Genomic DNA, 15568 nt, shown 5'->3' with positions numbered 1-15568 from the left:
GGGAGCGTCTCGACCAACGGGCTGACCTTCCGCGCACCCTTGTGACTAACACCACGAAAGGGGCAAAGGATCTCTTAAGGCTGGGAGAGTGGCTGTATAGAGGTCATGCGTTCTTTGCGGGCTGTTCCCCGGTAAAGATCCACGAACCACCAGGGAGCACGTCCTTTGGCAGCCATCGCACGGTGGTGCGTCGCGCACCGCCTCGTCGTCGTCCTGCTCTGGCTCGTCGCCCTCGGCGGCGCCGTCGCCGGAGCGACGCTCGCCGGCAGCGCGTACTCCAACGACTACGAGGCCCCCGGCACCGAGTCCGGCCGTGCCACCGCCCTCCTCGACAGCCGGTTCTCCGGCGCGGGCGGCGACAGCGACACCATCGTCTGGCACACCGACCGGGGCAGCGTCCGCGCCGACGCCGTCGAGCGGCGCATGACCGGCATGCTCCACGACGTCGCCGAACTCCCCGGCGTCGCCGCCGTGACCTCGCCCTACGACCAGTCCCCCGGCGCCCACGCGGCGATCAGCGAGGACGGGCACACCGCCTACGCCACCGTCACCTTCCACGCCCAGGCCGACGACATCCCCGCCGCCCAGGCGCAGGCCCTCGTCGACACCGCCAAGGCCGCCGCCGACGACCACGTCCAGGTCGAACTCGGCGGCACGGCCATCGCCCTCACCGAGGCCCCCGGCGGACACATCGCCGAGGCCGTCGGTGTCGTCGTCGCGGCCGCCGTCCTCTTCCTCGCCTTCGGCTCACTCGCCGCCTCCGCGCTGCCCATCGCCACCGCCCTCGTCAGCGTCGGCATCGCGTACTCCGGGATCGTGCTCCTCGGCCACGTCATGACCGTCGCCGACTTCGCCCCCATGCTCGGCATGCTCATCGGCCTCGGCGTCGGCATCGACTACGCGCTGTTCATCGTCACGCGCCACCGCAAGGGACTCAAACGGGGACTGCCCGTTTCCGAAGCCGCCCGGATCGCCGTCGCCACCACCGGCCGCGCCGTCGTCTTCGCCGGCGCCACCGTCTGCATCGCCCTGCTCGGCATGCTCATCCTGCGGCTCGGCTTCCTCAACGGCGTCGCCATCGCCGCCTCGCTCACCGTCGTCCTGACCGTCGCCGCCTCCGTCACCCTGCTGCCCGCGCTCCTCTCGTTCATCGGGATGCGCGCGCTCAGCCGGCGTGAACGCGCCCGGCTCGCCGAGCACGGCCCGCAGCCCGAGCTGCCCACCGGGTTCGCCGCCCGCTGGTCCACCTTCGTCGAGCGGCACCCCAAGCTGCTGGGCGCCGTCGCCGCCGTCGTCATGCTCGTCCTCGCGCTGCCCACGTTCTCCCTCCACCTCGGCACCTCCGACCAGGGCAGCAACCCGGCCACGTCGACCACCCGCAAGGCGTACGACCTCCTCGCCGACGGCTTCGGGCCCGGCGTGAACGGGCCCCTCACCCTCGTCGCCCAGCTCGACGGCGCCGACGACCGGGTCGCGCTCGACGAACTGCCCGCCACGCTCGCGAACACCCGCGGGGTCGAGTCCGTCTCGCCGATCATCTACAACAGCGCCGGGGACGCGGCCGTCCTGACCGTCGTACCGGAGTCGTCGCCGCAGTCCAAGGCCACCAGCGACCTCGTCGACCGGCTGCGCGCGGACGTCCTGCCGACGGCGGAGCAACGGACCTCCCTCGACGTGCACGTGGGCGGTGTGACCGCGTCGTACGACGACTTCGCCGAGATCATCGTCGGCAAGCTGCCCCTCTTCGTCGGCGTCGTCGTCGCGCTCGGCTGTCTGCTGCTCCTGCTCGCCTTCCGCTCGATCGGCATCCCGCTCAAGGCGGCGGCGATGAACGTGGCCGCCGTCGCCTCCTCCTTCGGGATCGTCGTCGCGATCTTCCAGTGGGGGTGGGGGAGCGAGCTGCTCGGCCTCGGCAGCGCGGGACCCGTCGAACCCTTCCTGCCGGTCATCATGGTCTCGGTGCTCTTCGGGCTCTCCATGGACTACCAGGTCTTCCTGGTCAGCCGGATGTACGAGGAGTGGCTGGAGACCGGGGACAACCGGCGGGCGGTCCGGGTCGGCCTCGCCGAGACCAGCCGGGTGATCAACTCCGCCGCCGTCATCATGATCGCCGTCTTCCTGGCGTTCGTCCTCTCCGGCGACCGGGTCATCGCGATGTTCGGCATCGGGCTCGCCGCGGCCGTCGCCCTCGACGCCTTCGTCCTGCGCACGCTCCTCGTCCCCGCCCTCATGCACATGCTCGGCGGCGCGAACTGGTGGCTTCCCCGGTGGCTCGACCGGCGGCTGCCGAGGATCAGCATCGAACCCCCCGAGTGCCGTGCGATCGCCGACGCCCGGGACGCCACCCATGCGAAGATCCCGACGCAACGTGTGACGCTCCCGAGGCCGGAGGAGAACGAGGATGCTCGCGATATCGCTGGGTGAGGACGGCGCCGAGCTGCGGCCGCTGGAGCCGTGGCGCGCCGAGGAGTTCCTCGCCCACATCGACCGCGGCCGCGAGTTCATCGGACAGCACAACGGGCTGCCCGACGTCGTGACCGACCTGGAGTCCAGCCGGGCGTTCCTCCGGGCGTACGCGGAGAAGACCGCGGCCGACACGGGGCGGATCCTCGGCATCTGGCACGACGGCGGACTCGTCGGCGCCGTCATCCTGCGCACCATGGACACCGCCCAGGGCGTCGCCGAGGCCGGCTGCTGGCTGGAGCCGTCGGCCGTCGGCAAGGGGCTGGTGACCCGGGCGGTACGCGTCCTGATCGACTGGGCGGTCGAGGAGCGGGGCATCCACCGCGTGGAGTGGGTGGTCTCGTCCGGGAACGAGCCGAGCATCAACGTCGCGCGGCGCCTGGGGATGACGAAGGAGGGCGTGCTGCGGGAGAGCCACCTCTACCGGGGGCGGCGCCACGACGAGGAGATCTGGTCGGTCCTCGCCCCGCACTGGCGGGCCGCGAAGGAGACGGCGAAGCCCTGAGCCGGGGGCGTTAAGACGCCTCTCATGGGGGCCGCCTAGCGTGCCCGTCATGACTGCCAAGACCGATGAGACAGCGCCCGAGAAGTCCGCCGCGGACACGGTCGCCCCGCTGGACGACGACCCGACCGCCGCCGACGAGCTCGCCGCCGACGAGCTGGACGACGACCTGACCGACGACGAGGACGACCAGGAGGACGAGGCGTCACCGGGCGCCTCCGGTGCCCCGGGCCTCGGCGCCGGCGCCGCCGCCGTCGTCTCGGCCGCCCTCGGGGTCGCCGCCCTGACCGGCACCTGGACGGGCAAGATCGCCGCCGAGCGCGAAGCCCTCATCGGCCAGATCAAGGCCTCCCAGGGCGGCAGCACCGCCCAGCAGATCTCCGAGATCTACGGCGACGCCTGGCACGCCACCGCACTCGTCAACGGTGTCTTCGCCTTCCTCGCCCTGATCACCGGCGTCCTCGTCCTCCTCCTCACCCGCCCCGACCGCCCGGCCTGGATCCGCGCGGTCGCCGTCGCCGGGACCGTCCTCGGCGGCATCGGACTGCTGCTCTCGGGCGCCATGTACTTCGACCTCCTCCTCGGCCTCCCGGCCGCCACCCCTTAGGTCGTGTCCGGCGGCTTTGGGGCCGGGCCCCTCCCTAAGGCACCCCCGGGTGCCCCCTAAGGCCCCCCTCACCCCGAACATGCGGCACTCTCCCGATGTGGCCGCACCCCCTGGGCGACGACAGTGAAGGCATCGCGAGAAGCGACACCGACACCGACACCCCAGGGAGAACGAGATGTTCGCGTACGAACTGCACCGCGCCCACCACGCCGACCTCGTCCGTGAGGCCACCGCCCAGCGGCTGTCCCGGCAGGCCGCCAAGGTGCGGCGGGCCGCGAAGGCCGCCGCCCGCCGGTCCGGCGACCATGACGAGGAAGGGCGGGTGGGAGCCGAGCGGAGCCGCTTCGCCCGGGCCGCGTGACCCCCGTATGAGGACGGTCCCGGACGGCTGTGCGATGCTCGGCGCCGTGGAGACCAGCTCAGTCAGCCCCGTGTTCGTCGGCCGGGCCGGCGAACTCACCGCCCTCACCGACGCGCTCGCCCGGGCCCACGCGGACGGCGAGCCGCAGGCGCTCCTCATCGGCGGCGAGGCCGGGGTGGGAAAGACGCGGCTCATCGAGGAGTTCGTCGACGCCGCCCGCGGCCGGGGCGCCATCGTCGCCCTCGGAGGCTGCGTGGAGGTGGGCGCGGACGGGCTGCCGTTCGCGCCCTTCTCCACCGCCCTGCGTTCCCTGAGCCGCCGGCTCCCCGAGGAGCTCGCCGCCGCCGCGGCGGGACAGGAGGGCGAACTGGCCCGGCTGCTGCCCGAACTCGGCGACGTCGGCGGCCACGAGCCGTCCAACGAGGACGCCACCGCCCGCCTCTTCGAACTGACCGCACGGCTCCTGGAGCGGCTCGCCGCCGACCACACGATCGTGCTCGTCCTGGAGGACCTGCACTGGGCCGACGCCTCCACCCGGCACCTGCTCGCGTACCTCTTCCGCACCCTGCTCCGCGGCCGGATCGTGGTCGTCGCCAGCTACCGCGCCGACGACCTCCACCGCCGCCACCCGCTGCGCCCCCTCCTCGCCGAACTGGACCGGCTGCGGACCGTCCGGCGTATCGAACTGCCCCGGTTCACCCGCGCCGAGGTGCGCCGCCAGCTCACCGGCATCCTCGCCGCCGAACCCGCCCCGGCCCTCGTCGACGAGATCTTCGAGCGCTCCGACGGCAACGCCTTCTTCGTCGAGGAGCTCGTCGCCTCCCACGGATGCGGCCGCACCCCCGGCTCCCTCACCGACTCCCTGCGCGACCTGCTGCTCGTACGGGTCGAGGCGCTGCCCGAGGACGCCCAGCGGGTCGCCAGAACCGTCGCCGAGGGCGGCTCCACCGTCGAGTACGCGCTGCTCGCCGCCGTCGCCCGGCTCCCCGAGGACGACCTCATCGAGGCCCTGCGCGCCGCCGTCGGAGCCAACATCCTGCTCGCCGTCCCCGACGGGGACGGCTACCGCTTCCGCCACTCCCTGGTCCGCGAGGCCGTCAGCGACGACCTGCTGCCCGGCGAACGCTCCCGCCTCAACCGGCGCTACGCCGAAGCCCTGGAGGCCGACCCCTCGCTCGTACGGGCCGACGAACGCGCCACTCGCCTCGCCACCTACTGGTACCACGCGCACGACCCCGCCAAGGCGCTCCCCGCCGTGCTCCGCGCCTCCGTCGAGACCCGCAAGCGCTCGGCGTACGCGGAGCAACTCCGCCTCCTGGAACGCGCCATGGAGCTGTGGGACGAGGTCCCCGCCGAGGTGCGCGGCTCCCTGCGGCCGCTGGACCACGCCGAGGCCTACCCCGCCTGCGGCTGCGACCCCGAGACCACCCCGCTGCGCTACCTCGACCTGCTGGCCGAGGCCGCCGTCGCCGCCCGGGTCTGCGGCGAGCGCGAACGCGCACTGAAGATAGGCAAGATGGCGCTGCGGCTGCTCGAAGGGGACGACGGCGAGGAGCGCGACCCGCTGCGCGCCGCCTGGTTCTGGACCGAACGCTCCCGCGTCATGTCGGGCCTCGGCCGCTCCGACGGCTGGGCCGAGATCGCCACCGCGCAGGAGCTCGTCCGCGGCCTGCCCCCGTCGCCCGTCCACGCCGTCGTCCTCGCCGTGGCCGCCGGCTGGGGCATGCTCCACAAGCCCGGCCCCGAAAGCCTCGCCGACGCCGAACGGGCCTACGAGTACGCCCGGCTGGTCAGGAACGAGGCGATCGAGCTCCACGCCCGGCTCACCCTCGGCACCCTCCAGGTCTCCGCCGGGGACCGCGACGCGGGGATCGCCGCCCTGTACGAGGTGCGCGACCGCACCCGCGCCCTCGGGCTCTACCACGAGTCCGCGCGCGCCCACATCAACCTCTCGCACGCCCTGGAGAACCTCGGCCGCTCCCGCGAGGCCGTCGAGGTCGCCGGCGACGGCATCCGCTTCGCCCGCGAGCACGGACTGCTCGACAGCCAGGGCTGGATCCGCGCCAACCAGGCCGAGTCGCAGCTCCCCCTCGGGCTGTGGGAGGAGGCCCAGCGCAACTGCGAGTGGCTGGAGCGGGCCGGCACGAGCTCCAAACCGCGCGGGAGCGCAGCCGTACGCCTGGCCCAACTCGCCGTCGCCCGGGGTGAACTTGACACGGCCACCACCCTGCTCGCCGCCGCCCGCGGCCACTACGGCACGGCCGACCCGATGCCCCAGTACACGGTTCCGGTGGAACTGGTCGAGCTGAGCATCGCCGCCGCGGCCGGACGGATCCAGGACGTACGGACCGTCCTCGCCCGGGCCGCCGAGAGCGGCTTCCCGCCCGGCACCCACCGCGACGGCTGGCCGCTGCTCCTCGCCGCCGCCACCGCGGAGGCCGACGGGCTCGGCCTGCCCGCCGCCGCGCCCGGACGCGACGAGGCGCTGGCCCTGATCCGCCGGTGCGCGCGGCGGATGACGACCCCGGCCCCCGTCTGGCAGGCCTACTCCCTGCACGTCTCGGCGGAGCTCGACCGCGCCGAGGGCCGCACGTCCGTCGAGCGCTGGGCCGAGTGCGTCGCCGCGTACGAGCGGAGGGAACGCCCCCACCAGCTGGCCCTCGCCCGGCACCGCCTCGCCGACGCCCTCCTCGTCGAAGGCGGCCGGCGCGAGGAGGCCGCGGCCCTCCTGCGCGAGGCGCACGCCACGGCCGTACACCTGGGAGCGCATCCGCTGCGCGAGGACGTGGAGCTCCTCGCCGCCCGCGCCCGCCTCCCGTTGACCGCGCCCGAGAGCGCGCCCCCGCCGCGGCACGGCGACGACGCCTTCGGGCTGACCCCCCGGGAACAGGACGTGCTGCGCCTCGTCGCCGCCGGCCGCACCAACCGCCAGATCGCCGAGGAGCTCTTCATCTCCCCGAAGACGGCGAGCGTCCACGTCTCCAACATCCTCGCCAAGCTCGGCGTCTCCGGCCGCGGCGAGGCCGCCGCCATGGCCCACCGCCTCCACCTTCTCCAGGAAACCGTCTGAACGGCCGCACCGAACGGGCAGACTGGCAGCCGACCGAGGAGCCGAGCGGAAGCCGTTGGGGGAGCTGGAATGAAGTACGCGATGCTGGTGGGGCCGGGCGCGGCGCCGGACGGCGCGGCACGCCTTGAGGTGCCGGACGGCGCCACCCTGGACGACACCGCCGGCGCGCTCGACCTGCTGCTCGCGACCCGGCCGACGGCGGACCGTGTGGTCCTCGTCGTGGGCGGCACCGTCGTCGGGGTCACCACCCGGGCCCACCTGAGCACCGTGCGCGCCCTCGGGGTCGTGCGGGGCGCGGGCGAGGAGGACCGTGGCCGCCAGCCGGTCGAATCCACCCAGTACACGCTGCTGACCTTCCGCTGCCCGTCCTGCGAGCGGACGGCCTGGACCGCCTTCTACGACGAGCGGTACCGGCCGACGTGCGAGACGGACGGCCACGGGCCGATGGAACTGCGGTGAGCCGCCGATGAGCCAGGCCGGCCTCTCCACCGTCGCCACGGCACCCGCGGGCCTCGCCTCGGGCGGCTCCGGACGGTTCTTCCTCGTCTCCTATCTCCCCACCTACGCGGGGGCGTTGAGCATTCTGTGGCTGGTCTGGGCGGGCGCCCCCGGCGGCGCCCTGTCGATGCGCCGCGCCTGGCGCACCGCCGCCGGACTCGGCGTCGGCGAGATCGTGCTGATCGCCGCCGGTATCACCGTCGTCGCCGTCGTCTTCCAGCCCCTGCAACTGGCCATGGTGCGGCTGCTCCAGGGCGGCTGGCCCGACGCCCTCGGCGCGGGGCTCTGCCGCGCCCGGCAGCGCCGCCGCAAGGCCCGGCTCGAACGCCGTACGGTCCTGCCCCTGGCCACGGACAACGGGGCGCCGCCGGAGGTGACGGCGGCGGCCGTGCAGCGGGCCGGTGCGGCCGCCGCGCGCCTGCGCCGCCGGTACCCGCTGCCCGACCACCTCGTCCGGCCCACCGCCCTGGGCAACGTCCTGACCGCCACCTTCGACACCGCGGGCCGCGACCACGGCTGGGACGCGGCGGTGGCCTGGCCCCGGCTCTACCTGGTCCTCGGCGACCGGTCGCGCGCCCTCGTCGACGACTCCCGCGACTCCCTCGACGGCGCCGTGCGGCTCGCCGTCACCGGGGGAGCCACCGCGCTCACCGCCGCCGTACTGCTGTGGTCCAGCGGGTGGTGGCTCGCCCTCGCCCTGATCCCGCTGGCCGTCGCCTGCCTCGCCTACCACGGTGCCGTCCAGGCGGCCGTCGCCTATGGAGACGCCGTCCACACCGCGTTCGACCTGCACCGCTTCGATCTGCTGCGGGCTCTGCACCTTCCGCTGCCGGCCGGCCTCGACGAGGAGCGCACCCGGGCCTCGGCCCTGTGCGCGTCCTGGCGACAGGGGCTGCCGCCGCCGGACACGTACGAACACCCCGAAGTACCCCCCGCCGTCTGACCCGTTGAGGCCCCGGGCCGCGCCGAAGCGCCCTACGGTGGCCCCATGTCAGCGATGGGGGAGCGCCGCCGCAACGACCGCGTCCAGGCTCTGCACGAGCGCGGACTGCGGGAACTCGACGACTACATCCGCTCCCGTGACCCCGCAGCCCTCGAACGGGCCCGGCTCGCGTTCCACACGACCGTGGCCTCCCTCGGCCCGCACACCCCCGACCGGCACGTCCATTTCCGGAACCTCGCCTACACCGAGGAACTGACGTACGAGGAGACCGGTGCCCCCGGCCCGCTCCAGGACGCCCTCGCCTTCTACCGCCAGGCCCTCGCCGAGGCTCCGGCCGACCACCCCTACCGGCCCGCCTACGCCTACAGGCTCGGGCGCGCCCTGCGCCGGCTGTACGGCGCGACCGGCGACCCCGCTCACCTCGACGAGTCCGTCGAATGGCAGCGGCGGGGACTGTCCGGCGGACCGGCGGCCCGGGAGGAGCCCGCCGCCCAGCTGGCCGGTCTCGCCGAGACGCTCTTCGACCGCAACCTCCTGACCGGTGACCGGGGCGACCTGGAGGAGTGCGTGGCGCTGTACCGCCACGCCGTACGGCTCACCCCCGAGGCCGAGCAGGAGGACCTCGCGATCCGGCTGGTCAACTTCGGCTCCGCCCTCGGCGCCCTCCACACGCTGACCCGGGACCCCGGCATCCTCGACGAGTCCATCGACGCCCACTCACGGGCCCTCGCCCTGCTGCCCGCCGACCGCCCGCAGCAGCGGCAGGCCCTTCTCGACATCCTCGCCAAGGCCCTGCGGCACCGCTACGCCACCACCGGCCGGCTGGAGGACCTCGACACGGCGATCGCCCTGCGCCTGCGCGCCGTCTCGAACACCGAACCCGGCACCACCGACCACGGCGAGGCCGCACTGCACGCCGCCGACGCGCTCCTCGACCGGGCCGTCACGACCGGCCGGCCCCACTTCGCCGACCAGGCGATCGCCGTACTCCGGCGGGCCGTCGCCGGCCGACCCGCCGACAGCGCCGAACGCGCCGTGCTGATCGGGATCCTGGGATCGGCGTACGGCACCCGGTACGACCTGACCGGGGAGGCCGACTCCCTGGACCAGGCCGTCGAGCTGCTCCGAGCGGCCGTGGACACGCCCGGTATCGGGCACCACAACGCCTGCGGCCTGCGCACCAAACTCTCCGCCGCCCTGCGGACCCGGCACTCGGCGCGCGGAGACCTCGCCGACCTCGAAGAGGCGATCGCCGTGCACCGCGACGCACTGGCCGCCGGGGCCGGCCTGGACGCGGCGTACCGGGCCCTGCACCAGGCGAGCCTCGCCGGGTGCCTGAACCAGCGCTTCGGCGTCCACGGCGACATCACGGATCTCGACCGGTGCTCCGAACTGTGCCGCCAGGCCCTGCTGGTGCTGCCCGAGGAGGACGCGAACCGTCCGGTCGTCCTCGTGCTGCTCGGTGACACCCACCTCGCCCGGTTCTTCCACACCGCCCGGCCGGAGGCGCTGGCCCCGGCGCTCGGGGCCTTCCGGCAGGCCCTCGACGCCGCCGACCCCAAGCTGCGGGCGGCCGCGATGAGCAACCTCGCCCGCGCCCTCCTCGCCCGCTTCGACCACGCCGGCGGCACACCGGCCGACCTGGACGAGGCGATCGGCCTGCAACGCCACGCCATGAGCCTGCTCCCCACCCAGCGGGCGGTAGCCGGATACAACCTCGCCCAGTCCCTGCGCAGCCGCTACGAGATGAGCCACGACCTCGCCGACCTCGAGGAGTCCGTCGACCTCCTCCGTACCGTCGTGCGGGACCGCCCCCGCGACGACCCCGACCGGACCAAGCCCGGCACGGCCCTCGCCGAGGGCCTGTACAGCCTCCATCTGCGGACCGGGGACCGCGACCTGCTCACCGAGGCCCTCACCGTCGCCCGCGACATCACGACGGTCACCTCCGCCCCGGTGCGCGAACGGCTCGCCGCCCACGTGACCTGGGGCCAGGTGTCCGGTGTACTGGAGGACTGGGACACGGCGTGGCGCGCCCTGCGCACGGCCACGTCGCTGCTGCCCGAGCTGGCGACGAGCGGCCTCACCCGCAGCGACCAGCAGTACGCGCTCGCCCGCCTGCCGGGCATCGCGGCGGAGGCCGCCGCCTACGCCCTCCAGGCCGGGCGGCCCGAGGAAGCCCTGGAAGTCCTCGAACACGGCAGGGGAGTGCTCCTCGGCCGACTGCTGCGCACCCGGGACCTCGACCTCGACCGGCTGCGCCGGCAGGCACCCGCCCTGGCCGACGAGTTCCTGCGGCTGCGCGAGGAGGAGACCGGTGCGCCGGCCGGCCCCTCCGGCCCGGCGGCCACCACCGAACAGGCCGCCGAACGGCGTCGCGCCCACGCCGCCGCATGGCAGCGCCTGCTGGGCCGTATCAGGGCACTGCCGGGGTTCGACGGCTTCCTGCGCCCGCCCCAGGCCGAGGAGATCCTCCGCCAGGCCGGCGACGGCCCCGTCGTCCTCCTCAACATCAGCATCCGCTGCGACGCCGTCATCGTGGCCGACGGCACGATCGACGTCCTGCCGCTGAAGGTGCGCTCCGGCACCGTGGCCCAGCAGGTCGCCGTCTTCCTCGACGCCACCCGCGCCGCCGCCCGGCCCGGAGCCTCCCTGGAGGAGATCTGGTCCGCGCAGGAGACCCTTTCCGGCGTACTGGAATGGCTCTGGGACACCGTCACCGGACCCGTGCTCCAGCGCCTCGGCCACACCGAACCGCCCGCCCCCGGGGAGTCGCCCCGGCGGATCTGGTGGTGCCCGCAGGGCACGCTGGCCTTCCTGCCGCTGCACGCCGCCGGCTACCACGGCCCCCGGGCCGACCCGGACCGGCCGCGCTGCGCACTCGACCTCGCCGTCTCCTCCTACACCCCGACCATCGGCGCCCTGCACCACGCGCGCCGACGGCCCGACCCGGCCCCGTCGGGCGCGCGGCCGCCCCTGGTCGTGGCCATCAGCGACACGCCGGGGGCCGCGCCCCTGCCGAACGCCCCGCGCGAGGCGGAAGCGGTGCGGACCCTGCTGCCCGGAACCACCCGCGCACCCCTGCTGACCGGCGCCGAGGCCACCCGCGACCGGGTCCGGGAGGCCCTGCGCTCCAGCCCGTACGTCCATCTCGTCTGCCATGCCGTCACCGACCCGCACGACCCGTCCGCCTCGCGCATCCTCACCCACGACCACCTCGAAAGGGCGCTGACCGTCGCCGACATCTCCGCCCTGCGGCCGTCGGGAGCCTGCCTGGCCTACCTCTCCAGCTGCTCCACCTCCGGAACCCGCCCCGAGCTCGCGGACGAGGCGATCCACATCACCAGCGCCTTCCAACTCGCCGGATACCGCCATGTCGTGGGCACGCTGTGGCCCGTGACGGACGAGATCGCCCCGCGCATCGCCGAGTCCTTCTACGGCCGGCTCCCGCACGGCGCCGCGCACGCGCTGCACGCGGCCGTCCGGCAGGCGCACACGGAGCATCCGCTGCTCCCGTCGCTGTGGGGAGCGCACATCCACATCGGTCCGTGAGCGCCCGCCAGCGCTAACCCCGGGCGTCGCGGACCATCCGCAGGTTCTCCCGGGCCTCCGCCGTGCGAGGGTCGGCGGTGCCGTAGAGCCGTTCGTAGCCGGCGACGACCAGGCGGCACTCCTCCTCGGCCTGGGCGTGCCGGCCCGCGTTGAAGAAGGTGGCGGCCAGGCTGGTGCGGTACTCCAGGACGTCCGGATGGTCGGGGCCGTGCAACCGCTCCATGCCCACGACGGCCGCCCGCAGCTCCGACGCGGCCTCCTTGACCTTGCCGAGCGCCTGGAGCATGGCGCCCAGGGTGGCGTGTGCGGAGAGCGTGTCCGGATGAGTGGCGCCCTTGATCTTCACCGACTGCCGCACCGCGTCGCGCATCGACCGCGCGGCCTCGGGGACATGCCCCAGGTGGTACTGAACGGCGGCGTGGTTGATCCGGGCCGTGAGGGTCAGCTCCGACGTCCGGCCCAGCAACCGCTCGGAGTCGCGCAGCACCGAGAGGTAGAGCGCCCCGGCCTCCTCCAGCGCGCCCCGGGCCCGCAACACCCCGGCCAGGGTGTTCCGGCTGCCGAGCGTGTCCTCGTGCTCGGGCCCCAGCACCCGCGTCCGGCGTTCGAGCGCGGTGCGTGCCAGGCGCTCCGCCTCCTCGTGCCGCCCCAGGGCGAGCACGACGAGGGCCAGATCCCCCAGGGCGGTGAGCGTGTCCGGGTGGTCCGGTCCCAAGGTCGCCTCGCGCCGGTCGAAGACGGAACGGCGCAGCCGCTCCGCGTCCTCCGGCCGTCCACGAGCCCGTAACAGGGAGGCGAGAGCGGTCTCCGCCGCGAGGGTGTCCGGGTGGGCGGGCCCCAGGTCCGCCCTGCGCTCCGCCATGACCCAGCGGAAGACCTCCTCCGCCTCGTCGAACTCCCCTTCCTGGCGGAGCTGCTCGGCCAGCTCGAACGAGAGCCGTACGACCTCCGGATGGTGCGGGCCGTGTTCGGTCGTGAGGTGCCTCAGCTTCAGGCGCGTCATCCCCGACGGCGTCAGGGAGAGCTCCATATTCACCACGGGGATGCCGTCCTCGCCCTCGTGACGGGTGATCCGGTACGAGCCCAGTCCCTCCAGCTCACCCTCGTCGGCCGCCCCGTCCGGTGCCGGTGACGGCCCGGGCACGGGGGCCGAGGACGGCCCGGTCCGTGCGGCCGGGCTCTCCGTCTCCGAGCGCGCGCCCCGTCCGCGCCGGCGGAACGGCCACCTGCCCCGACCCGTCCTGTCCGTATCGGTCATCCCCACTCCTTCGTCGACCGAGGGAGTCGTTCCCCGTCCACCGGCGGTCCACCCCCTCGCGCCCCCTCCTCTCACCGGACGTCGAGCCGGAGGATCCTGTCGTCACCGGGACCGGGCGTCCCCCGTGTGTCGGTCTCGCTGGTGGTCAGCAGGAGCCGGCCGTCGCCCACCGCCACCACCGTGCGCAGCCGGCCGTACTTCTCGGTCAGGAACTCCTCGGGCTCCCCGGCGCGTTCGGCCCCCGCCAGCGGGACGCGCCACAGCCGCTCGCCCCGCAGCCCGGCCATCCAGATCGCGCCCCGGGCGTAGGCGATCCCGCTCGGCGAGGCCTCCGAGGTCCGCCACTGGGCCACCGGGTTCACGAAGCCGGAGGCGTTCCCACGGCCCTCGACCTCCGGCCAGCCGTAGTTCTTCCCCGGCTCGACGAGGTTCAGCTCGTCCCAGGTGGTCTGGCCGAACTCGGCCGCCCACAACCGCCGGCCGGTGTCCCAGGCCAGGCCCTGCACATTGCGGTGCCCGTACGAATAGACCACCGAGCCGGGGAAGGGATTGCCGGGCGCGGGGTCGCCCTCGGGCGTCATCCGCAGGATCTTCCCGCCCAGCGACTCCACGCTCTGCGCGAGGTCCGGCTCGCCCCGCTCGCCCGTGCCGGCGTACAGCATCCCGTCCGGACCGAAGGCGATCCGCCCGCCGTTGTGGACGTTCCCCTTCGGGATGCCGGAGAGGATCACCTCGGGCGCGCCCAGCCGGTCCGCCTCACCGCCGCCGTACCGCATCCGGACGATGCGGTTGTCCGAGTCCGCCGTGAAGTACGCGTACACGAAGCCGCCCCGCACGGCCAGGCCGAGGAGTCCGCCCTCACCTCCGGGCACCACCCCCGGCACCTCTCCGACCGGCGTCTTCCTTCCGGTTCCGGCGTCGACCCGGCTGATCGTCCGCTCGTCGCGTGAGGAGACCAGCAGATCCCCGTCCGCGAGCACCGCCACTCCCCACGGCGACCTCAGGTCCTCGGTGAGCGTGCCGGTGACGGTCACCCGCGCCCGCGGCGGGGAGGCGGCCGGCGGCGTGTCGGCCGGTGACGAGGCGGAGGGCGGTGAGGGCGTGGTCCGCGCCCCGTCCCCGTCCTCGCCCGGGGCGCATCCCGCCACCAGGAGGAGCACGGCGGCGCCCCACAGTGCCTTCACAACAGGTCGGCTCACGGTTCGGTCCCCTCTCGGAGCGGCATCCCCTGCCCCCCTTGATACACCGCCCGCCCCGATCGCGTTCCCGCTCTCAGTCCCACGACCCCCGTGGCGGCGGCAGCGCGGCGATCTCCGCCAGGTCCGCCGCCGTCAGGACGAGCCCGGCCGCCCGCGCGTTCTCCACCGCCCAGCACTCCCGCTTCGTCCCCGGGATCGGGACCACGTGCCGCCCCTGCCGCAGCACCCACGCCAGCGCCACCTGCGCCGGGGTGACGTCCTCGCCGTGCCGGGCCGCCACCCGCCGCAGCCCCGCGACCAGGGGCTGGTTGGCCGCCATCATCTCGGCCGTGAACCGGGGGTGCCGGGCCCGCGGGTCGTCCGGCTCGAAGCCGCCGCCGGGCGTGAGCGTCCCGGTGAGGAAACCGTTCCCCAGCGGCATCGCGGCGAGGAACCCCACACCCCGTGCCTCGCACCACGGCAGCAGCCGCTCCAGCGCCTCCGGCGACCACACCGACAGTTCGGCCTCCACCGCGGCCACCGGGAAGACCTGCTGGACCCGCTCCAGCTGGCGGATCGTTCCCTCGTACCCGTGGGACACTCCGCCGCGCCGGGCCGCCCGCGCGCCCACCGCGCACAGCCCGAGCGCGCGCACCTTGCCCGCCGACACCAGCTCGGCCATCGCGCCCCAGGTCTCCTCGACCGGAACCTCCGGGTCCGCGCGGTGCAGCTGGTACAGGTCGATCACATCCGTCTGCAGCCGCCTGAGCGACGCGTCGCAGGCCCGCCGTACGTACCCGGGACGGCCGTTGGCCACCACATGCTGGTCGCCGACGAGCAGGCCGCACTTCGTGGAGACGAACGCCTCGGCCCGGCGCTCCTTCAACACCCGCCCCACCAGCAGCTCGTTGGTGAAGGGCCCGTACATGTCGGCGGTGTCGAGCAGGCTCACACCGGCGTCCAGCGCGGCGTGCACCGTCCGCAGCGAACGGTCGCCCCGCTGCTGGGAGCCGCTGTAGGCCCAGTTCATCGGCATGCAGCCCAGGCCCACCGCCCCCACGTCGAGCGCCGCCGCCCCGATACTCCTGCGCTCCACCTGCCGGTACCCCTCCCTGTGCCGTCCCCCAAAGTAACCA

11 protein-coding genes are annotated in these 15568 nt (G+C 74.3%); 8 read left to right on the top strand and 3 right to left on the bottom strand.

What is annotated here, in order from left to right; genetic code table 11:
- Positions 1–165: 165 nt before the first annotated feature.
- From ACIRB4_RS26410 to ACIRB4_RS26375, 8 genes are all read left to right on the top strand, one after another.
- Positions 166–2424 (top strand): MMPL family transporter, encoded by a 2259-nt coding sequence (locus ACIRB4_RS26410; RefSeq protein ID WP_403294655.1) that lies wholly within the window; start codon positions 166–168, stop codon positions 2422–2424.
- Positions 2402–2968, top strand: a complete 567-nt coding sequence (locus ACIRB4_RS26405) for a GNAT family N-acetyltransferase (protein WP_403294654.1) — start codon at positions 2402–2404, stop codon at positions 2966–2968. The genes ACIRB4_RS26410 and ACIRB4_RS26405 overlap by 23 nt, the downstream gene beginning before the upstream one ends.
- Before the next feature lie 49 nt (positions 2969–3017).
- Positions 3018–3572, top strand: coding sequence for a hypothetical protein (locus tag ACIRB4_RS26400; RefSeq protein WP_403294653.1), 555 nt, complete (start codon positions 3018–3020; stop codon positions 3570–3572).
- Positions 3573–3747: 175 nt separating this feature from the next.
- Positions 3748–3933: a hypothetical protein gene (locus tag ACIRB4_RS26395; protein ID WP_403294652.1), complete on the top strand. Its 186-nt coding sequence runs from the start codon at positions 3748–3750 to the stop codon at positions 3931–3933.
- Between the two features lie 34 nt (positions 3934–3967).
- Positions 3968–7003: an AAA family ATPase gene (locus tag ACIRB4_RS26390; protein WP_403294724.1), complete on the top strand. Its 3036-nt coding sequence runs from the start codon at positions 3968–3970 to the stop codon at positions 7001–7003.
- A gap of 69 nt (positions 7004–7072) precedes the next feature.
- A complete protein-coding gene (locus tag ACIRB4_RS26385; protein ID WP_403294651.1) occupies positions 7073–7462 on the top strand; it encodes a hypothetical protein in 390 nt (129 codons plus the stop codon).
- Positions 7463–7469: 7 nt separating this feature from the next.
- On the top strand, positions 7470–8444 hold the full coding sequence (locus ACIRB4_RS26380; protein WP_403294650.1) for a hypothetical protein: 975 nt from the start codon (positions 7470–7472) through the stop codon (positions 8442–8444).
- Between the two features lie 45 nt (positions 8445–8489).
- Complete coding sequence (locus ACIRB4_RS26375) at positions 8490–11996, top strand: CHAT domain-containing protein (RefSeq protein WP_403294649.1); 3507 nt, start codon at positions 8490–8492, stop codon at positions 11994–11996.
- 13 nt (positions 11997–12009) lie between these two features.
- Here ACIRB4_RS26375 and ACIRB4_RS26370 read toward each other — a convergent pair whose 3' ends face one another.
- The 3 genes from ACIRB4_RS26370 to ACIRB4_RS26360 form a co-directional block, all read right to left on the bottom strand.
- Positions 12010–13254, bottom strand: coding sequence for a tetratricopeptide repeat protein (locus ACIRB4_RS26370; RefSeq protein WP_403294647.1), 1245 nt, complete (start codon positions 13252–13254; stop codon positions 12010–12012).
- A 71-nt stretch (positions 13255–13325) separates the two neighbouring features.
- Positions 13326–14453: a PQQ-dependent sugar dehydrogenase gene (locus ACIRB4_RS26365; protein WP_403294646.1), complete on the bottom strand. Its 1128-nt coding sequence runs from the start codon at positions 14451–14453 to the stop codon at positions 13326–13328.
- Between the two features lie 73 nt (positions 14454–14526).
- Positions 14527–15528 carry an aldo/keto reductase gene (locus ACIRB4_RS26360; RefSeq protein ID WP_403294645.1) on the bottom strand — a complete coding sequence of 334 codons (1002 nt, stop codon included), beginning with the start codon at positions 15526–15528 and terminating at the stop codon, positions 14527–14529.
- Positions 15529–15568 lie beyond the last annotated feature (40 nt).

It is taken from the genome of Streptomyces sp. NPDC093600 (assembly GCF_044764755.1).
In the GTDB taxonomy this organism is placed as follows: domain Bacteria; phylum Actinomycetota; class Actinomycetes; order Streptomycetales; family Streptomycetaceae; genus Streptomyces.
Note: the sequence above shows the minus strand (reverse complement) of the source record. Positions and strands in the feature narration are given on the sequence as shown.

Coding starts and splice junctions, on each gene's coding strand:
- ACIRB4_RS26405 (WP_403294654.1), top strand. CDS start 2,402: ATGCTCGCGATATCGCTGGGTGAGGACGGCGCCGAGCTGCGGCCGCTG.
- ACIRB4_RS26400 (WP_403294653.1), top strand. CDS start 3,018: ATGACTGCCAAGACCGATGAGACAGCGCCCGAGAAGTCCGCCGCGGAC.
- ACIRB4_RS26395 (WP_403294652.1), top strand. CDS start 3,748: ATGTTCGCGTACGAACTGCACCGCGCCCACCACGCCGACCTCGTCCGT.
- ACIRB4_RS26390 (WP_403294724.1), top strand. CDS start 3,968: ATGCTCGGCGCCGTGGAGACCAGCTCAGTCAGCCCCGTGTTCGTCGGC.
- ACIRB4_RS26385 (WP_403294651.1), top strand. CDS start 7,073: ATGAAGTACGCGATGCTGGTGGGGCCGGGCGCGGCGCCGGACGGCGCG.
- ACIRB4_RS26380 (WP_403294650.1), top strand. CDS start 7,470: ATGAGCCAGGCCGGCCTCTCCACCGTCGCCACGGCACCCGCGGGCCTC.
- ACIRB4_RS26375 (WP_403294649.1), top strand. CDS start 8,490: ATGTCAGCGATGGGGGAGCGCCGCCGCAACGACCGCGTCCAGGCTCTG.
- ACIRB4_RS26370 (WP_403294647.1), bottom strand. CDS start 13,254: ATGACCGATACGGACAGGACGGGTCGGGGCAGGTGGCCGTTCCGCCGG.